Below are 19,462 nucleotides of genomic sequence, written 5' to 3' on the forward strand. Positions count from 1 at the left end.
TCTTTACGAAGGGCTCACAGGCGGGTGCGCAGACTTCGGCGCGTTCAATCTTGCCTGTGGATCATACGATGACACTCCTGCGCCATGCTCAACTTCGTTATCTGTCGCTGCTGGCCGGCCTCTGGCTGGGCGCTTTTCTGATCACCCGCAGCGCGCTGCTGTTCGCTCACTGGCAGGAAGCTGCCAGCGGGCTGGATGGCCTGTTGCAGATCTACGGGCTGGGGTTGATCTATGACCTGGCGTTCCTGAGCTTCGCCGCGCTGCCGCTGGCGTGCTACCTGCTCATGTGCCCAACGCGGATCTGGGCGAGCCGCTGGCACCGGCGCGGGCTCACCCTGCTGCTGGCCCTGAGTCTCTACGCCATGCTGTTCACGGCGCTGGCCGAGTGGCTGTTCTGGGACGAATTCGGCGTGCGGTTCAATTTCATTGCCGTCGACTATCTGGTCTATTCGGACGAAGTGCTGCACAACATTCTTGAGTCGTACCCGGTTTATGCGCTGCTGGGCCTGATGGCGCTGGTCACACTCTTCGCTACGGCGGTGCTGAAGCGACCGATTCGGCGCGCACTGAAAGCACCAAGCCTGCCGTTCAGGGCCCGTGCTGCGACACTCGCCGGACTGCTGGTCACTGCGACGGCCAGCGCGCTGATCATCGGCCAGGACTTCCCGCGGGGGATCGGCGGCAACGTCTATTGGAGCGAACTGGCGAGCAATGGCCCGTTCCAGTTCTTCGCCGCCTTTCGCAACAACGAGCTGGACTACCGGCAGTTCTACCCGACCCTGCCCCAGGTTGCCGTCGCCGACAGCCTGCGCGCCGAAGTCGGCGAACCCAATGCCCGCTTCATCGGCCAGGACCCGCTGGATATCCGCCGCGTCATCGACAATCCCGGCCAGCTGCGCAAACTCAACGTCGTGCTGATCACCGTCGAAAGCCTCAGTGCCAAATACCTCGGCAGCGTTGGCGACACCCGCGGTCTGACGCCCAATCTCGACCAGCTGCGCCAGCAGAGTCTGTACCTCAATAACTTCTACGCGACCGGCACGCGCACCGATCGCGGCCTGGAAGCCATTACCCTCTCCGAACCGCCACCCCCTGGCCGCTCCATCGTCAAGCGCATCGGCCGTGAAAGCGGCTTTGCCAGCCTCGGTCAGCAGCTTCGTGCGCAGGGCTATGACAGTGTGTTCCTCTATGGCGGGCGCGGTTACTTCGACAACATGGGTGCCTTCTTCAGCGGCAACGGCTACCGCGTGGTCGACCAGAGCAGCGCGGACGAAGCCGACATTCACTTCAAGAACGCCTGGGGCATGGCTGACGAAGACCTCTATCAGCTGGCGCTTCGCGAGGCGGACGCCGACTACGCTGTCGGCAAGCCGTTTCTCCTGCAGATGATGACCACCTCCAACCACCGCCCCTACACCTACCCGGACGGACGCATCGATATCCCGTCCGGCGAGGGCCGTGAAGGCGCTGTCAAATACACCGACGCGACCATCGGCGAGTTCCTGCGCAACGCCCGGAGCAAGCCCTGGTTCGCCAATACCCTGTTCGTCATCGTCGCCGACCACACCGCAGGCAGCGCGGGCTCGCAGGACCTGCCGGTGGCCAACTATCACATCCCACTGTTCATCTATGCCCCGAGCCTGATCGAGCCGCGCGAGGTGGACCGGGTCGCCAGTCAGATCGATATCGCGCCGACCCTGCTCGGCCTGCTCAATCTGGACTATGTCTCGACCTTCTTCGGCCGCAACCTGCTGCGCGACGACGGCCAGCCTGGACGCGCACTGATCGGCAACTATCAGCACCTCGGCCTGTTCGACGGCAAGGACCTGGCGATTCTCAGCCCACGGCGTGGCATGCGCCGGCATGACGATGCGCTGCAAGCGAGCCGCGAGCTTTCTGCCAATTCCGACGACCCGCTGGTGCGCCGCGACATCGCCTACTACCAGGGCGCCAGTTACGACTACGGCCACGCCCTGCTCGGCTGGAAACGCCCGCAACCCACCGCTACCCAACTCAGCCAGCGCTGAACCTACTGGCGCCGCTCGCGGCGCCTCTGGAGTAAAGATGTCCGTCGCGCCGAACACGCCTGCCGCGAGCCGCCCGTTCAACTTCGCCCTCGGCTTCGGCGTGCCAACATTGTTGATGGTCGCGCTGCTGGTGGGCGAGCCGAGCAATCTCGATTTTGCCCTGTCACACCTGTTCTATCAGCCCGGCGTCGGTTTCGTCGGGCGCCACAGCTGGCTGCTCGAAGACGTCCTGCATGACCGGATCAAGCAAGGGGTCATCGCGCTCGGCGTGCTTGCCATCGCTGGTTTCGTGCTGAGTCTGCTCCCGACGCGGCTGGCTCAGTGGCGCCGCCCGCTGGGCTATCTGGTGCTTGCGCTGGGGTTGTCGACCAGCATCGTCACGCCGTTCAAGGCGCTCACTGGCGTGCATTGCCCGTGGAGCCTGGTGGAATTCGGTGGTGCTGAAACCTTTACACCGCTGCTAAGCGAGCGCGCGCCGACGCTCAAGCCGGGGCGCTGCTGGCCCGGCGGCCACGCCTCAGCGGGCTTTTCATTGTTGGCGTTGTTCTTCGTGCTTCGTGACCGAAGACCGCGTGCCGCTCGGCTCGCCCTTGCGGTGGCACTCGGCTTGGGGATAGTGCTGTCGGTCGGTCGGTCGGGTGATGCAGGGCGCGCATTTCTTCTCGCACAACCTATGGACGTTGCTGTTCGACTGGACGATCTGCCTGGCCTGTTACCGGCTGGTGCTGTATCGAGCGACACCGGTCGAGCGGCCGCTGCTCGCGGCCGAACCCGAGGGCTAGTCACCCGAGTCTGGCCTTGAGGCGCACCGGCATGGTTCCGTGCGCCTTCCATGGACCACGAATGCGCTCAGCGGTGAAAGGCTTTTGCCTTGGCCTGTTCCACATGATGGCGCCATGCCCGGTCGCGATCACGCTCCAAAGCATTGCTGCGCCAGGCGGTCAGCCCACCGGTGTCCATCTGCATCACCTGGCATTGGCGATAGCCGTCATTCCACCCCTCGGCATACAGCGGCTGGACCATGTAGCGCGGGACGTCCTTGCGAAACTGAGCCAGCGCGCCGGCAGCCTGGCGGCCGCTGCCGCAGCCGGCACGGAAGCCCTCGGCATATTCAGGCGGGTATTCGTCGGCAACCAGCAGCTCCGATGTGCCCTGGCAACCGGTCAGGGAGAGTCCGGCGAGCATCATGGCCAGCAGGGCCCGACGATGAGGTGAAGAACTGTTACGCGGTTTACTGGCGCGGTGTGGACGCAAATGGCGAGAAGACATGAGATCACTCGGGCATTAGGAAATGAAGCCCGCGGCAAGCGCCAAGGGCCACCACGGCACGCTTCGAAGTCTGATCGGCTTGCTGTCAGGGTTTCGTCAAACGGGCGTGAACAAAGTGTGAAGGCGCTGACCGGCGTTAGCCCCCAGTACGGCGGAAGCTGTAGAACAGATTGGGCTCGCTGACGACGAACAGCGTGCCGTCGCTGTCAAGGGTGACGCCCTCGGGATGCGGCGCAGAATGCCGCAGACCACCGAACCACCGAACCACCGATTGAGGCTGCGATAGCTGAGCATGCGCCCGCTATCGCTGAGCAGGATCAGGTGGCCGGTAACGGCATCGAAGTGAATGTCCGACGGTGGCGAAAACCTGATCCGCGATCCAGTCGCTGCGGTCGCGGATGGTCAGCTGCAGCGGCCCCTCGAATGCCGCGCCCAGGCGCTTGCCTGGGAAAACACGCCACGCTCGATCAGCCGGGCGGGCGCTGCCGCAGACGTGCTCATCTGGGTGTTGGCCGCCAGCGCCCTGGCCTACTGGCTGAGCACGGCGTGGTCGACGCAGCCGAGCATAGCCAGGCACATGTGAAAAAATCGTCGTCAGCGCGGATCGTTGCACCACGGCAACCGGCTTAAGGCTGCCTTAAGTTTGCCGCCCAACAATCGCCCCAGGCTTCTAACCGAGGTTCCCCGATGGAACTGCCCTGGGTTGATCAAACTGACGTACTGGCGTGTATCGGCCGTGAGCCGGCGCTGACCCTGCAACTGGCGCAAGCCGATGCAGGCGAGCGGCGCGCAGCACTGGAACGCTTCATCCACCAACGGTTCGCCGAGCACTATCAGGCACGGGTGCGGCACTTCATGCCCTGCCTGCTCGGCCTGCATGACCAGAACGGCGAGGTGCAGGGCGCGGTCGGTCTGCGCAGCGCCCAGCGCCGGCCGCTGTTTCTCGAACGCTATCTGGACGAGCCCATCGAGCAGGCCGTGAGCCTTCGCTGTGAGCGTACGGTGCCGCGCGAGGAGATCGTCGAGGTCGGCAACCTCGCCGCCTTTGGCAATGCCTCGGCGCGCCTGCTGATCGTCGCGCTGACCGATCTGCTGGTCGCTCAGGGCTTTCGCTGGGTGGTGTTCACCGGCACGCCGGCACTGCTTAACAGCTTCCAGCGCCTGGCGCTCGATCCGCTGCCGCTGGGTCTGGCCGATCCGGCGCGCATGGGCGAGGAGTTGGGCGACTGGGGCAGCTACTACGCCTGCCGGCCGCAGCTGATGGCCGGCGAGATCCTGCCCGGCCACCAGCGCCTGACGCAGCTGGGCATCTATGCGCGGCTCGGCTACCAGCCGCTGTTCGATACCAGCGAGGTGCCGCATGCAGCCTGCAGCTGAACGCTTCTTCCGGGCGCTCGACCAGCACAGCGGCATCGCCCTCAGCGAGGGCTCGCGCCAGCTGAGCTATGCCGAACTGCGCCACGAGGTTGGCGCGCGCGCCGGCCAGCTGGAACAGCTCGGCGTGCAGCGCGTCGCCCTGGCGCTGGACAACGGGCTGGAATGGACCCTGTGGGACCTGGCGCTGCTGCGTGCCGGTCTGGTCTGCGTGCCGCTGCCGGGGTTCTTTTCCCCGGCGCAGCAGGAGCATGTGCTGAACCATGCCGGCATCGACTGCCTGATCGGTGCGGCCAGCCCGCTCAGCGAGCGCTGCGGCTTCCGCCCGACCGCCTCCGGCCTGCTGCAGCGCGAGCCGCAGACGGTCACACCGGTGCCGGCCGGCACGCTGAAGCTCACCTACACCTCCGGCACTACCGGCCAGCCCAAGGGCGTCTGTCTGGATGCCGCCGCGCAGCTGGCAGTGGCCGAGAGCCTGTGGCAGGCCAGCCTGCCCTGTGAGGTGCGCCAGCACCTGTGCGTGCTGCCGTTGGCGACGCTGCTGGAAAACATCGCCGGGCTGTATGCGCCGCTGCTGGCCGGTGCACGGATCGAGCTGCGGCCGCTGGCGGAGATCGGCTTCAGCGGCGCGGCGGGTTTCGAGCTGCCGCGCCTGCTCGCCACGCTGCAGGCCAGTCAGCCGCACAGCCTGATCCTGCTGCCGCAGCTGCTGCTGGCGCTGGTCAGCGCCGCCGAGCAAGGCGTGCCGCTGCCCGCGTCGCTGCGCTTCATCGCCGTTGGTGGCGGCCGCGTGGCGCCGCAGCTGCTGGAGCGCGCCGCGCGCCTCGGCCTGCCGGTGTTCGAGGGCTACGGGTTGTCCGAATGCGCCTCGGTGGTCTGCCTGAACACGCCGGAAGCGCGGCGCATCGGCACGGTCGGCCGGCCGTTGCCGCACGTCGAGCTGCGCCTGGCCGATGACGGCGAGGTGCTGGTGCGCGGCCCGCACATGCTCGGTTATCTCGGCGAGCCGCCGCTGACGGGCGACTGGCTGGCCACCGGCGATCTCGGCCACGTCGAGGACGGTTTCCTGATCCTGCACGGGCGCAAGAAGCACCAGTTCGTCACCGCCTACGGGCGCAACGTCAACCCGGAATGGGTCGAGGCCGAGCTGGTGCAGCAGGAGCCCATTGCCCAGGCCTGGCTGCACGGCGAGGCGCTGGCGCAGAACGTCGCGGTGCTGGTGCCACGGCGCGCCGAGCTGAGCGATGCCGAGCTGCAGGCGGCGGTCGAGCGAGTCAACGCCGGCCTGCCCGACTACGCCCGCGTGCACCACTGGCTGCGTGCCGCCGAACCCTTCAGCGCCGGCGACGGCCTGGCCACCGCCAACGGCCGGCTGCGCCGCGATGCCCTGCTCAGTCATTACCAGGCGGCCGTTGCCGCCGTTCTTTCCTGATTTCCTTTTCCGATCGCGAGGTACGCCCATGGACTTCTTCGACCACCTGCAACACCAGACCAGTGCCGAACGCGAATACCTGCTCGGCGCGCCGATCATCCATGCCGCACTGGCCGGCACGGCGACGCACGCGCAGTACATCGCCTTCCTCACCCAGGCCTATCACCACGTCAAGCACACCGTACCGCTGCTGATGGCCTGCGGCGCGCGTCTGCCGGAGCGCCTGGAGTGGCTGCGCGAGGCCATCGCCGAGTACATCGAGGAGGAGATCGGCCACCAGGAGTGGATTCTCAACGACATCCGCGCCTGCGGCGGCGATGCCGAGGCGATGCGCCACGGCCAGCCGGCGCTGCCCACCGAGCTGATGGTCGCCTACGTCTACGACCGCATCGCCCGGCACAACCCGGCGAGCTTCTTCGGCATGGTCAACGTGCTCGAAGGCACCAGCATCGCCCTCGCCACCCAGGCCGCCGGCGTGCTGCAGGCCAAGCTCGGGTTGCCGGCCAAGGCCTTCAGCTACCTGACTTCGCACGGCAGCCTGGACCTGGAGCACATCGAGTTCTTCAAGCGCCTGATGAACCGCCTCGACGACGAGGACGACAAGGCCGCGGTGGTGCACACCGCCCGCGTGGTCTATCGCCTCTACGGCGACATCTTCCGCAGCCTGACCACCACGGAGTCCGGCCATGCAACTGCGTGACGCGCACATCCTGCTCACCGGCGCCAGTGGCGGCATCGGCCAGGTGCTGGTCGAGCGGCTCTGCGCCGGCGGCGCGCGGCTGCTGCTGGTCGGTCGCGACAGCCTGGCGCTGGAGACGCTGGCCCAGCGCTACCCGGAACAGGTCAGCCTGGCCTGTGCGGACCTCGCCCAGCGCAGCGGGCGGCATCTGGTGCTGGATGCCGCGCGGCGCTTCGGCGGCCTCAACTGCGTGATCAACGCCGCCGGGATCAACCAGTTCAGCCTGCTCGAACAGCAGGACGAGGACGCCATCGCCCGGCTGATCGGCGTCAACGTCACCGCCACGCTGCAGCTGACCCACCTGCTGCTGCCGCTGCTGCGCCAGCAACCGCAGGCTCTGCTGGTCAACCTCGGCTCGACCTTCGGCTCCATTGGCTATCCGGGCTTCGCCGCGTACTGCGCGAGCAAGTTCGCCCTGCGCGGCTTCTCCGAGGCGTTGCGCCGCGAGCTGGCCGACAGCCACGTCAAGGTGCTCTACATCGCCCCGCGCGCCACCCGCACGGCGATGAACAGCGCCGACGTGGTGGCGATGAACGATGCGCTGAAGGTCGGCATGGACGATCCGCAAGCCGTGGCGCGGCAGATCGTCCGCGCCATCGTCGCCGAGCGCGAGGAGCTGTACCTCGGCTGGCCGGAAAAGCTCTTCGTGCGCCTCAACAGCCTGCTGCCACGCATGGTCGACCAGGCGCTGCGCAAGCAGTTGCCGGTGATCAAGCGCTTCGCCCACGGCGCACCTGCGACCGCACTCAATCCCCCCACCTCACGCGGAGAACAGCCATGAAACGTCTGCTCGGTCTTTGCAGCGTCCTGCTGGCGCTGGCCAGTCAACCCTCCTTCGCCCTCAGCGCGGCCGGCGAAACGTCGCTACGCCAGATCCAGACGCGCTGGGCGGAGATCAACTACCAGCTGCCCGCGGCGCAGCGCGAAGCGGCCTTCGCCAAGCTCGCCGCGGACGCCGAACGCGCGGTGGTCGGCGAACCGCAGGCCGCCGAGCTGCATATCTGGCACGGCATCGTGCTCAGCACCTGGGCCGGCGCCAAGGGCGGGCTCGGCGCGCTCGGCCTGGTCAAGCAGGCCAAGGCCGCACTGGAAAAAGCCATCGAGCTCGACGCGCAGGCACTCGACGGCTCGGCCTATACCAGTCTGGCCAGCCTCTACTACCAGGTGCCCGGCTGGCCGATCGGTTTCGGTGACGAGGACAAGGCCGAGGCGCTGTTCAAGCAGGCGCTAGCGCTGAACCCGAACGGCATCGACCCGAACTACTTCCACGGTGATTTCCTGCTGCGTCAGAAACGCTACGGGGAAGCGCGCGCGGCGCTGGAAAAGGCACTCGCCGCGCCCGACCGCGCGGATCGTGAAGTCGCCGATGCCGGTCGCCGCGACGAAGCCCGCGCGCTGCTCGCGCAGGTCAAGGAAAAGCTGGAATAACCGGGTGCGGCGGCGTTGAATGCACAGCAATGCCGCGAACCCTTCAGGACGACAGGAACGACATGCGCATTTTGCTGGTGGAAGACGATCGCGCCCTCGGCGAGGGCATCCGCACCGCACTCAAGCCCGAGGGCTACACGGTGGACTGGCTGCAGGACGGCGCCAGCGCGCTGCATGCGCTGAGCCACGAGAGCTTCGAGCTGGCCATCCTCGACCTCGGTCTGCCGCGTATGGACGGTCTGGAAGTGCTCAAGCGCCTGCGCGCCAGCGCCAACCCGATCCCGGTGCTGGTACTCACCGCGCGCGATGCCACCAGCGACCGCATCGCCGGGCTGGATGCCGGCGCCGACGACTACCTGGTCAAGCCGTTCGACGTCGCCGAACTCAAGGCCCGCCTGCGCGCTCTGCTCCGGCGCAGCTTCAATCGCCCTGAGCCGGTACTGGAGTACCGCGGCATCCTGCTCGACCCGGTCAATCAGCAGGTCAGTTACCAGGGCACCCCAATCAATCTGCCGCGCAAGGAGTTCGTCTTGCTGCATGAGCTGATCGCCCAGCCCGGCCGCGTACTGACCCGCGATCGGCTGCAGCAGGTGCTCTACGGCTGGGACGAGGAAGTCGAGAGCAACACGCTGGAGGTGCATATCCATCACCTGCGCAAGAAATTCTTCCCCGAGCTCATCCGCACCGTACGTGGGGTCGGCTATCTGGTGGACAAATGCTGAGGCGCTCTATCCGCAACCGCACCCTGGTGCTGGTGCTCGGCATCCTGCTGCTGTCGCTGAGCCTGATTTCCTGGCGCAGTTATCGCGACGCGCGCCACGAGATCGAGGAGCTGTTCGACGCCCAACTGGCGCACAGTGCTCGACTGGTGCAGGGGCTGGTGATGCGCGACATGAATCCGCAGGCCCGCAATGCGCTGCAGCAGGCGCTGGACGCCGCGGTGAATGCGCGGCGCGATCAGGGCGTGCCGGGGCACGACTACGAAACCAAGCTGGGCTTTCAGGTCTACGCCACGGATGGCAGCAGCCTGTTGCAGTCAGCCGGCGCGCCGCACGGCGCCTTGCAGCGGCTGGCCGGCGCCGACTCCGCCTCACCCTTCAGCCATCTGAGCGGCGGCTATCACGACGTGCAGCTCGACGGCCATGCCTGGCGGCTGTTCCTGCTGCACGACCGCGAGGACGATCTGTGGATTCTGCTCAGCGAGCGCGGCGACGTACGCGGCGAGCTGGTCGGCAAGATCGCCCGGCGCAGCCTGCTGCCCGACCTCATCGGCCTGCCGCTGCTGGCACTGCTGATCTGGCTGGCGGTGGGCTGGGGTCTGCGCCCACTGGCGCACATGGCACAGCTGTTGAAGAGTCGCGATCCGGACAACCTCGCGCCACTGCTGCTCGCGCCGCTGCCGCAGGAGCTGGAGCCGGTGGCCGCCTCGCTGAATCGCCTGCTGCAGCAGGTCAATCAACTGGTCGAGCGGGAAAAACGCTTCATCGCCGACGCCGCCCATGAGCTGCGCACGCCCCTGGCCGTACTGCGCATCCATGCGCAGAACGCGCAACAGGCCGAGCAGCCGGAGGACCGTGAAGCAGCGCTGCAGCAGCTGCTGACCGGCGTCGATCGCACCACCCGTGTGGTCACCCAACTGCTCACGCTCGCCCGCCTGGAACCCAATGCGCAGCCGCGGCATCCACAGCAGCTGGACCTGCTGCCGCTGTGCCGCGAATGCCTCGCCGAGCTGACGCCGCTGGCCCTGGCGCGCGATCAGGAACTGACGCTGGAGGCTGACGACGTGGCCGATCACCGGCTTCCCGGCGATGCCGCCGCGCTCGCCACGCTGCTGCAGAATCTGGTCGGCAATGCCCTGCAGTACACGCCCGACGGCGGGCAGATTCAGGTCAGCCTCCAGACCATGGAAGACGGCGTCAGCCTGTGCGTGGATGACAGCGGTCCGGGCGTGCCGGCAGCGCAGCGCGACAAACTGTTCGAGCGCTTCTACCGCCAGGGCGACGGCCAGGGCGCGGGGCTCGGCCTGGCCATCGTCGCACGCATCGCCGAACTGCACGGCGCGACCATCGAACTGGCGGACTCACCGCTCGGCGGGCTGCAGGTCGCCGTGCACCTGCCCCGCCAGTCACACCACTAGCCCAGACCGACCAGCGGCGAGCTGCCGCGACCGTCCGCCGCAGGCGCAACGGGCATCCGCTAAGGTTCGCTTAAGGCTGGCGCCCTAGACTGCCGACATTCCCCTACTCGGAGTGAGTGAAATGACTGCATCGAACCCTCTGGCACGCTACGGTCGCCTGAGCATTGCCCTGCACTGGCTGATGCTGCTGTTGATCGCAGCGGTCTACGCGACCATCGAACTCAAGGGCAATTTCACCAAGGGCAGTGAACCGCGCGAACTGCTCAAGCACTGGCATTTCATGCTCGGCCTGACGGTGTTTGCACTGGTCTGGCTGCGCTTGGTTGCACGCTGGCTGCATCCCGCACCCAAAGCGGTCGCCGGGGCCGGCTGGGAACGCGCGCTGGCCAAGCTTATGCACCTGGCGCTGTACGGCCTGATGATTGGCCTGCCGCTGCTCGGCTGGCTGACCCTGAGCGCGGCGGACAAGCCGATTCCCTTCTTCGGCCTTGAGCTGCCGGCGCTGATCGGCGCCAACAAGGAGCTGGCCGGCGAGTTCAAGGAGCTGCATGAAACGCTGGCGGTGGCCGGCTACTGGCTGATCGGCCTGCACGCGGCGGCGGCCTTGTTCCACCAATACGTGCGCCGCGACGGCACCCTGTTGCGCATGCTGCCGCAGCGCCACCAGGCCTGAGGCGCAGACACGACAACGCCCGGTCGACTCATCATCGACCGGGCGTTTTTGTTTGTCAGCCGAGCAACTCGCTGAACGGCAGATACTCCACCGTCTCCCCTTCTTCCAGCGTGCGGTTACGCTCGACGATGGCCAGGCCTTCGGCCCAGCTGGCCGAGGTCAGCATCGCTGAGCCCTGACGCGGATGCAGGCACACGCGCATCTCGCCATCGACCTGTTCCAGCCGCGCGCGCAGGTACTGGCGACGGTTGTTCGGCTTGCGCCAGGCGAAGCCGGCGGTCAGGCGCAGCGGCTTGGGCAGCACCTCGGTGCAACCCTGGGCACTGAGCAGGAACGGCCGCGCCACCACCAGCGAGGTGATCAGCGCCGCAGCCGGATTGCCGGGCAGGCCGATCCACGGCTTGCCATTGACCTCGCCGAAGGCCAGCGGCTTGCCCGGTTGGATCGCCAAGCGCCACATGTGCAACTCGCCCAGCTCGCGAATGGCCTGCTTGAGATGGTCCTCCTCGCCGACCGAGACGCCGCCGGAGGTGATCAGCATGTCCCATTCGGAGGCGGCCAGCGCCAGGGCGTCACGGCTGGCGGCGAGTTCGTCGACGAGGATTTCGTAGTCGTGAACCTCCATACCAAGGCTGCGCAGCACGCTGAGCAGGCAGTAGCGGTTGGAGTTGTAGATCTGCCCCGGTGCCAGCGGCTCGCCGGGTTCACGCAGTTCGTTGCCGCTGGAAAGCAGACCGATACGCAGGCGTCGATAGACCGCCACGCGGGCGACGCCGAAGCTTGCCAGCAGACCGATCTCCTGCGGGCGCAGGCGCTTGCCGGCCTGCAGCACCGGCGCGCCGGCCTGCAGTTCCTCGCCCTGACGACGCACATGGGCGCCCTGGGTAACGCCGGGGAAATGCACGCGGTCAGCCTCGATCTGGCAATCCTCCTGCGCCACCACGGTGTCGGCGCCCGGCGGCAGCGGCGCACCGGTGAAGATGCGCACGGCGTGGCCGGCAGGCAGTCGCTGGTCGGCGGCATCACCGGCGGCGATGCGCCCGGCGAGTGGCAGCCAGCCACCTTCAGCCGACAAGTCGGCGGCGCGCAGGGCGTAGCCATCCATTGCGCTGTTGTCCCAGGCCGGTACCGGGAAGGGTGCGTCGAGCGATTCCGCCAGCACCCGGCCAAGGGCATCGGACAGCGCGACGTGTTCCACCGGCGGCAGCGCCGGCACCCGTGCCAGCAGCTCGGCGATGGCCTCGTCGACCGGCTTCAGGCCACTGGTGTCGCAGCCACAGGCGCTCATGAGCGTGGCCCGCAGTATTCGACTGCGCTGGCCTTCAGGTGCGGTACGAAGTTGCAGGGCTTGGTGCGGCTGTCCAGCTGCTCGACGAGGATCTTGTTCCAGGCGGTGCGGCAGGCATTGGTCGAGCCGGGCAGGCAGCAGACCAGGGTGCCGTTGCTCATGCCGGCCAACGCGCGGGACTGCACGGTGGAGGTGCCGATCTCGCCCAGCGAAACGTAGCGGAACAGCTCGCCGAAGCCGTCGACGTCTTTGTCCAGCAGCGGCTGTACCGCCTGTGGAGTGTTGTCGCGGGCGGTGAAACCGGTGCCGCCGGTGATCAGCACCACCTGCACGTTTTCGCTGGCAATCCAGCTGCAGACGCGGGCGCGGATCTGCCAGATATCGTCCTTGACGATGGCCCGCTCGGCCAGGGTGTGGCCGGCGCTCTGCAGGCCGTCGATCAGCGCCTGGCCGGAGGTATCGGAATCGATGTTGCGGGTATCGCTCACCGTGAGCACCGCAATGCTCAGGGGCTGGAATTCGCTGTTGGACAGGTGAGCCATGGCTCGAAACTCCCTTGAAGATGTGTGCGCAGGCTGCACCCGTGCCGTGCGCGAACCCATTCCCCATTGGAGGTATGTCCGCGCGGCGTGGGTGCTATGAGGTCTGACAACGCTGCAGGCAATTGCGCGACCTGGCTCTGCGACAAGGCCCGGCTGCGGCAGCTGGGCATGTGGGTCAAACCGGCGATGCCGGTCGATGGTAGCGAATTAGACGGTTGACTCGTAGCCCATGCCGGCGCCGCCTCAACCGCCACTGGCATTCATGAAGCGCAACACCTGGACCTCGCCGCTGCTGGAGAATTCATGGCGCAGCGGTTTGCGCTGCAAAGCGGCGTGAATAGCGTCGATCACCGGCTGGTCGCTGGTCGGATGGCGGCGCAGCAACGCACGCAGGTCGATGGAGTTCTCGTGGCCGAGGCACAGCAGCAGGCGCCCTTCCACCGTCAGCCGCACGCGGTTGCAGGTGGAGCAAAAGTTGTGGGAATGCGGTGAGATGAAGCCAATGCGCGTCTGCGGATGCTCAGGCAGGCGCACGTAACGCGCCGGGCCGCCACTCTGCTCGGCCGAATCGATCAGCGCATGGCGCTCAGCGATCAGCGCCTTGACCTCGTCACTGGAGCAGAAACTCTCGCCGCGCGAACGACCGACGTCGCCCAGCGGCATTTCCTCGATGAAGCTCAGGTCCAGCCCACCGGCGATGGCGAAGTCCACCAGGTCGGCGACTTCCTCGGCGTTGCGGCCCTTCATTACCACGGCATTGAGCTTGATCCGCTCGAAGCCGGCATCGCGCGCCGCGTCGATCCCGTCGAGCACCTGCTGCAGCTGACCGGTGCGGGTGATGGCGTGGAATTTGGCGGCATCCAGGCTATCCAGGCTGATGTTCAGCCGCTTGACCCCGGCGCGCGCCAGCGGTGAGGCAAGCTTGACCAGCTGCGAGCCGTTGGTGGTCATCACCAGTTCGCGCAGGCCGGGCAAGGCCGCGATGCGCTCGCAGAGACCGACGATGCCCTGGCGTACCAGCGGCTCGCCGCCGGTGAGGCGAATCTTCTTCACCCCCAGGCCGACGAAGATCCGCGCGATGCGCTCCAACTCCTCCAGACCGAGCACCTGCTGGCGCGGCAGGAAGGTCATATCCTCGGCCATGCAGTAGACGCAGCGGAAGTCGCAGCGGTCGGTCACCGACATGCGCAGGTAGTCGATTGGGCGGTTGTGGGCATCGCGTAGTTGAGTCATCGCCAGGCTCTCTGTACTTCGTGGGGCGGATGCCCCTCTGCTCATTCGCCGGGGCCCTCACAGGCTCGCTCGTTGCCACTGTTGGATGGCTGAAGCGCCATCCAACAGTGGCCCTGCTCGGTGGATGGCTGAAGCACCATCTCCCGGCCTAGCAGACCGTTGAAAAACTACCTGCTAGCCTGTCGTGCAGTTCCCGAACCGCTTGATTCATCATTGCTCAGCTGTTTCGTCAGCCCGGGGTATGCGCCGCTGCCGCTCAGCTCGCCTTCTGCACCCGCACCGGCAAACCCTGCCGTATGGACGCGCCGGTCACGTTCTCAAGCCAGGTTGCCGCGCCACCCCTGGTCGGGTCGGCGAACCCCAGATCGTTCAGGTTGACGCCTGCTCCCAGGAATTTCTGCCCAGCATGCAACTGGCCGTCGATAGTGTGATCAGAAGCACCCAGTTCCCGGTGGCCGTAGCCATGTTCGATACCGATGGCGCCCCGCTGTACCCCTTCGCAGACCAAAGCAACACCGGTAATCGAGCCGCCCGGGCTTTCGATGGTGATGGTGTCACCATGGCCTACCCCGAACCGCTCGGCATCTTCACGATGCAGCAACACCGGGTTGTAGGGCTTGATCATCCGCAGGCGCTCAAGACCGATTGCATATGAATTCATCAGGTTGGACTTGAAAGAAAATGCCAGCAGCGGCCACTCGGTTTGTGGAAAGTGCTCACGCATCGGGGTACCGTCCCAGAACGTCGCCTCTTGGAAACACGGGGTTCCGGCAAGCCGTTCGCCGGTGTAGCTGTCCCGGGTAGTCCCCACCTGCTCGTTATACACACACAGCGGCTTTTTCCAGCCGTGGGTCAGCTTGTCGCCCTTGTAGGCCGCACTGTGCTTCTCGAAGCGGCCGCCCCGTGAGTACAGATGCGCCACCGGCCCGACTTCTTCCGGCTTCAGGTGCGCATGCAGCCGCTCCATCAGGGATTCCACCCCAGCCGCGCGGATGTCTTCTGCGGATGCGTCTGGTAGTGGGGCGCCGGTCAGGGCAATATTGGCGGCCGCCCGCAGATAGTAATCCTCGGCCCGATTCAGCGGATAAGTATTGCCTTCCTTGTCGGAAATCGCCCCCTCCCCGAATCCGGGCAGCCCAAGACGCCTGGCCAGGCCGATAAAGAAGGTCTCCAGGCTCACCGGGTCGCCGTCGGCGGTTTTCGCCTGGCGAGGTTCAACCACCGGCCAGCAGGCGGTGGTCATTTTGGTCAGCGTGCCGCTCCAGGCACCGGTGAAGCCCCAGACTTCGTACATCACCGAATCCGGCACAATGTAGTCTGCAAAGCGGTTGGTTTCGTTAATAAAACCGTCAACGGCAACGAACAGGCCAATCCGTTTCGGATCCTTGAGCTTGTCCTCTATCAGCGCCGCGAGACCGGCCTGGCCATACAATGGATTGGCCATGCAGCTGATCAGCGCCTTGGCCTGGTATGGGTAGCCTTCCAGGCCGGACATCAGGTGCTCGGTCAGCAGCGGCGGCGCCAGGGTGCGCCAGGGTGCCGGGGCCGGGTAGGGAGATTCGCCATTGGTCACCCGCCGCTTGTACTCGGCAGTCTTTTCGTAGGGGAATCGTGACCGGGACAGGAACACGCCCTTGGGATCACGTTTACCCGGGAAGTTGGCCAGGTCGTACCGCGGGCCCGCGCCAGTACCGTTGAAGGAGCCGCCACCCAGGGCCATGCCACCCTGCTGGTTGACGCTACCCGCCAGCAGGTTGAGCATGTTGATGCCAAAGGTGGCATAGAAACCGGTGCCGGACATCATGCCGCCATGGGTATCCGCCACCGACTCCCGGCCATGGGACGCGAACTTCGCTGCCAGCTTGCGGAGGGTGCCGGCGGGAATGCCACAGTTTTCGGCATATTCCTCGATGGTCTGGCGCTGGGCCTGCTCGCGCAGCTTGAACAGGGCGCTTTTCACCCGTGTCATGCCCGCTGCGGTCTCTACCTCGGTTTCCACGAAGAGTTCAGCGCGGTCGAGGACCTCGGAGCTTTCCAGGTTGCCGTCAACAGACATCACCACGGGCACATCATCGTCGGCACCCGCCTCGGCACGGCCCAGGTCCGACAAGCGCAGGAAATGACCCACGCCGGGGTGATCTTCGCTCTCGATCACCAAGTGTGTGGCATTGGTGTGGACGGTTTCACCAGCGGCCTGGGCTCCCGTCTGGCCGGGAATGGACAGGTAATCCGCTGCAAAGCCCTCGTTCTCCAGCATCCAGCGAATCAGGCCCATAGCCAACGCCGTATCGGTGCCTGGTGTGATGGGAATCCAGCGGCTGCGGCCGCCGGCAGCGTGTGAAGCGGTGGCGTTCAGCGCCGGGTCCACCACCACGTATTCCAGCTTGCCAGTGGCCCGGGCTGCCGCCAGCAGGCGCCCCTGCCGCTTGAAGGGGTTGCCGGCCTGGCTCGGCGCGGTGCCGATAAACAGGGCGAAGCGGACGTTGTTGTAATCCGGCTTGGTGTGGGTATTCTTGTCCAAGTCGCCGTACATGGCGCCGGAGCCCATGCGGAACGCCAGGCCACAATAGGAGCCGTGGTGCCCATAGTTGCGGGTGCCGAAGGCATTCATGGCAAAGCGCTTCAGCACCGAGGAGCGGCCGTAATCGGTGGCCTCCATCACCAGTAGCTGGTTGGCTTTGGGGCCGAATTCCGGATTTTGCGGGTCCAGCGGGGTGTCATGGTCGTAAAGGTCCTTCAGACCTTCTACAGCGCCCTCGCCAAACAGGTCGCCCCCATTGACCACCTCATCCAGCATCTGCTCGAAGGAAATGCGCTGCCACTGCCGGCCGCCACGGGGGCCGACCCGCTTGAGCACCTCCGTCACCCGCTTCTCACTGGTCAGTTGCGCCATGGCGGCGTTGCCCCGGGCACAGGCAGTGGAGCGATTGAGCTGTCCCTGGTCCTTGAAGGTGCTGAGTTTCTGCAACGCTTGCATGACCGGGGTCTGTTCGTCCAGATGCTCATCCGCGGACAGCGGATGGTAGGGGTTGCCCGCCACCCGCAGAACCTGTTCGGTGTTGTTGTCGATGCGGACCCGGACACCGCACGTGGTGGTGCAGCCGTAACAGACGGTGAAGGCGATGCGCTGGTCCGGGTTCAGGCTGACTTCTCCGGACAGCGGATCCACGGTGTACTCCGGTGCCAGGGAGTTGCCGTGAGTGCGGTGATTGGTGTCCTTGCCGGCGGTTCCGTTGAGCAGGCCCTTGCCAATCTTTTCCAGAGGGCCGGAATAGCCGGCGACGAAAGTGGCCACGCCACCCGCGGCAACGGCGCCCTTGAGGAAATTGCGACGATTCTTGTCCATGGTAAGACTCCGGCTCAAGTCAATAGGTAGCGGCGCTGGCGTTGTTCACGTCACGCCAGGGCACCAGAATGTCGATGATCAGCAGTACCGCCAGCCACAGTCCGAAGGTGCCGATAATGCCCAGCAGGCCATAGGACCCCGCAGCCACTGCCAGGTGATAGTAGCCGGCAGTATTCTTGGCGACGGTCTGCACCTCCATCAGCACCAGCCAGCGGAACGCCCAGCCCATGTGGATGGCCAGCAGGCCCAACAGCCAGGCCCATCGCTGCCACTTCGGTGTCCGCAGCATGGCGACGGCGACCAGCAACAGCAGGATGCCGGCACTCAACGCCCAGATCGCAATGGTGGTCCAGTCCGGGTTGTGACGAACAGACTCCAGCGCTGCCTGCACAGAGGGGCTGTAGCCGGTAATACCCTGGACAAACCAGATCGCGGCAACCAAGGCGGCACCGAGGATGGCGACCAGAATCACTTTCAGGCCCTGGCGGTAGACATCAGCATTGGCACCGACCATCAGCCGGTTGAGCAACATGACCAGGCCGGAGGCCGCGATCAGACCGGTGAACACGAACATCACCGGCAGCCAGTGGGTATTCCACAGCGGTCGGGAAGCAAGAATGGCAATCTCGGCTCCGGTGTAGAGCATGATGCCGCAGGCAAACAGCGCCGCCAGCAGGCCGAACACGACCACCGTCAAACGGGGAGCCTGCCAGTTGCCCAGGCACAGCAATCGAGCCAGCTTCGCATCCCAGCCCTGCCCCTCGGCGCCCCGGGCCATCAGCGCCGGGCGCCAGGCAAAGTAGCCATAGAGAATGGTCAGCACCACATAAGGCGGCAGCAGTACCGCGCCAATGGACATCCAGGACCAGGGGGCCGCGCTGGCGTAGAAGTGCCAGAACCGGGCCGGCTGGTGCAGGTCCGCCAGCAGTGCCACGGGACCCACCAGGGTGCAGCTTACCGCCACCAGCAACGCCAGCCGGGCCAGAGGCATGAAGCGCTCCCGGCGGAACATCAGTCCCGGCAGCGACAGCATCAGTGCCGAGTAGGAAATCGCGATCAGGAAAAAGTACTGCACCGCCCAGGGATACCAGGCAAGCGCATAGCGCGGTGTGAGTATTTCAGTGGCCAGCAAATTCATAGCCGATCTCCTTGCCATCGTTATCCCGGACATCCCAGATGGCGGGGTTCGCCAACGGACGAGTCACGAAACGCTCGTCCATACCCAGGTAGAACACATGGGGAGATGTGCCCTGCTCCGGCTTCAGTACCATCAGGTCGTCATGATGTTCGGCCAGCAACCGGCTGATCTGGCTGTCCGGATCCCGTATGTCGCCGATGATCCGCGCGCCACCTACACAGGATTCCACGCAGGCCGGCAGCAGCCCCACGTCCAGACGGTGGGCACAGAAGGTGCACTTGTCGGCGGTCTGGGTGTGCTCGTTGATGAACCGTGCATCGTAGGGGCAGGCCTGGACACAGTAGGCGCAACCTACGCAGGCCTCGTTATCCACTACGACAATGCCGTCCTCGCGCTGGTAGGTCGCCTGTACCGGGCATACCGGTACGCACGGGGGCGCCTCACAGTGATTGCAAAGGCGGGGCAGCATCATGGTGGCGATATCGCCGGTGGCCTCGTTCGCCACCTCGTACTGGGAGACAATGGTGCGGAAGCTGCCCAGGGGTGCTTCGTTCTCGATATGGCAGGATACGGTACAGGCCTGGCAGCCAATGCACTGGCGCAGGTCGATCAGCATGGCATAGCGCTTAGAGCCGTCACCTTCCCGTCGGGGCGGCTGATCATTGATACCCGCATTGGCAAGGCTGCTCAGCGGAACCAGTGCTGCGCCAGCGGTGAGGCGCGCCATCTGGCCCAGCAGGGTGCGGCGAGAAAAATCCATGGTTTCCTCTCAGTAGGAGCGTATGTGCGAATATGCTTAGCTGTCTAACTGATTGACTTTATAGCATCGGTAGATC

At 65.8% G+C, this 19,462-nt stretch carries 16 protein-coding genes and 2 pseudogenes; 10 read left to right on the forward strand and 8 right to left on the reverse strand.

Going from position 1 to position 19,462, the window contains the following annotated elements; translation table 11 throughout:
- The first annotated feature begins 68 nt into the window (after window positions 1–68).
- Window positions 69–2,027: an LTA synthase family protein gene (locus CW305_RS11330; RefSeq protein WP_104097946.1), complete on the forward strand. Its 1,959-nt coding sequence runs from the start codon at window positions 69–71 to the stop codon at window positions 2,025–2,027.
- Between the two features lie 37 nt (window positions 2,028–2,064).
- Window positions 2,065–2,809: pseudogene (locus CW305_RS11335) on the forward strand (phosphatase PAP2 family protein).
- A gap of 67 nt (window positions 2,810–2,876) precedes the next feature.
- On the opposite strand, the gene CW305_RS11340 reads toward CW305_RS11335, so the two are convergent.
- Together CW305_RS11340 and CW305_RS11345 are read right to left on the reverse strand one after the other, a co-directional pair.
- Window positions 2,877–3,296 carry a hypothetical protein gene (locus tag CW305_RS11340; RefSeq protein ID WP_342748744.1) on the reverse strand — a complete coding sequence of 140 codons (420 nt, stop codon included), beginning with the start codon at window positions 3,294–3,296 and terminating at the stop codon, window positions 2,877–2,879.
- Window positions 3,297–3,432: 136 nt separating this feature from the next.
- A pseudogene (locus CW305_RS11345) lies at window positions 3,433–3,753 on the reverse strand (SdiA-regulated domain-containing protein); the annotation flags it as partial.
- Window positions 3,754–3,983: 230 nt separating this feature from the next.
- On the opposite strand from CW305_RS11345, the gene CW305_RS11350 reads away from it, so the two are divergent.
- The 8 genes from CW305_RS11350 (at window position 3,984) to CW305_RS11385 (ending at window position 11,079) form a co-directional block, all read left to right on the forward strand.
- On the forward strand, window positions 3,984–4,673 hold the full coding sequence (locus CW305_RS11350; protein ID WP_104097948.1) for a thermostable hemolysin: 690 nt from the start codon (window positions 3,984–3,986) through the stop codon (window positions 4,671–4,673).
- Window positions 4,657–6,102: an AMP-binding protein gene (locus CW305_RS11355; RefSeq protein WP_104097949.1), complete on the forward strand. Its 1,446-nt coding sequence runs from the start codon at window positions 4,657–4,659 to the stop codon at window positions 6,100–6,102. Before CW305_RS11350 ends, CW305_RS11355 begins: the two co-directional genes overlap by 17 nt.
- Before the next feature lie 28 nt (window positions 6,103–6,130).
- Window positions 6,131–6,802, forward strand: coding sequence for an iron-containing redox enzyme family protein (locus CW305_RS11360; protein ID WP_104097950.1), 672 nt, complete (start codon window positions 6,131–6,133; stop codon window positions 6,800–6,802).
- Window positions 6,789–7,622: an SDR family oxidoreductase gene (locus CW305_RS11365; protein ID WP_104097951.1), complete on the forward strand. Its 834-nt coding sequence runs from the start codon at window positions 6,789–6,791 to the stop codon at window positions 7,620–7,622. Before CW305_RS11360 ends, CW305_RS11365 begins: the two co-directional genes overlap by 14 nt.
- The gene (locus CW305_RS11370) at window positions 7,619–8,269 is read left to right on the forward strand and encodes a tetratricopeptide repeat protein (protein ID WP_104097952.1); all 651 of its coding nucleotides are present in this window, start codon (window positions 7,619–7,621) and stop codon (window positions 8,267–8,269) included. Before CW305_RS11365 ends, CW305_RS11370 begins: the two co-directional genes overlap by 4 nt.
- A gap of 62 nt (window positions 8,270–8,331) precedes the next feature.
- Window positions 8,332–8,991, forward strand: coding sequence for a response regulator (locus CW305_RS11375; protein ID WP_103455106.1), 660 nt, complete (start codon window positions 8,332–8,334; stop codon window positions 8,989–8,991).
- Complete coding sequence (locus CW305_RS11380; protein ID WP_104097953.1) at window positions 8,985–10,406, forward strand: ATP-binding protein; 1,422 nt, start codon at window positions 8,985–8,987, stop codon at window positions 10,404–10,406. Before CW305_RS11375 ends, CW305_RS11380 begins: the two co-directional genes overlap by 7 nt.
- A 121-nt stretch (window positions 10,407–10,527) precedes the next feature.
- Window positions 10,528–11,079, forward strand: coding sequence for a cytochrome b (locus tag CW305_RS11385; protein WP_104097954.1), 552 nt, complete (start codon window positions 10,528–10,530; stop codon window positions 11,077–11,079).
- Window positions 11,080–11,134: 55 nt separating this feature from the next.
- Here CW305_RS11385 and CW305_RS11390 read toward each other — a convergent pair whose 3' ends face one another.
- The 6 genes from CW305_RS11390 to ttrB form a co-directional block, all read right to left on the reverse strand.
- Window positions 11,135–12,367, reverse strand: a complete 1,233-nt coding sequence (locus CW305_RS11390; protein ID WP_104097955.1) for a molybdopterin molybdotransferase MoeA — start codon at window positions 12,365–12,367, stop codon at window positions 11,135–11,137.
- Window positions 12,364–12,909, reverse strand: coding sequence for a molybdenum cofactor biosynthesis protein B (gene moaB / locus CW305_RS11395; protein ID WP_104097956.1), 546 nt, complete (start codon window positions 12,907–12,909; stop codon window positions 12,364–12,366). Before moaB ends, CW305_RS11390 begins: the two co-directional genes overlap by 4 nt.
- Before the next feature lie 243 nt (window positions 12,910–13,152).
- Complete coding sequence (moaA, locus tag CW305_RS11400) at window positions 13,153–14,142, reverse strand: GTP 3',8-cyclase MoaA (RefSeq protein WP_104097957.1); 990 nt, start codon at window positions 14,140–14,142, stop codon at window positions 13,153–13,155.
- Window positions 14,143–14,398: 256 nt separating this feature from the next.
- Window positions 14,399–17,488 carry a molybdopterin dinucleotide binding domain-containing protein gene (locus CW305_RS11405; protein WP_042928339.1) on the reverse strand — a complete coding sequence of 1,030 codons (3,090 nt, stop codon included), beginning with the start codon at window positions 17,486–17,488 and terminating at the stop codon, window positions 14,399–14,401.
- 19 nt (window positions 17,489–17,507) lie between these two features.
- Window positions 17,508–18,626, reverse strand: coding sequence for an NrfD/PsrC family molybdoenzyme membrane anchor subunit (nrfD, locus tag CW305_RS11410; protein WP_042928338.1), 1,119 nt, complete (start codon window positions 18,624–18,626; stop codon window positions 17,508–17,510).
- The gene (ttrB, locus tag CW305_RS11415) at window positions 18,607–19,386 is read right to left on the reverse strand and encodes a tetrathionate reductase subunit TtrB (RefSeq protein WP_042928337.1); all 780 of its coding nucleotides are present in this window, start codon (window positions 19,384–19,386) and stop codon (window positions 18,607–18,609) included. The genes nrfD and ttrB overlap by 20 nt, the downstream gene beginning before the upstream one ends.
- Window positions 19,387–19,462 lie beyond the last annotated feature (76 nt).

The sequence above is a fragment of the Stutzerimonas kunmingensis genome (assembly GCF_002929225.1).
Classification (GTDB): Bacteria; Pseudomonadota; Gammaproteobacteria; order Pseudomonadales; family Pseudomonadaceae; genus Stutzerimonas.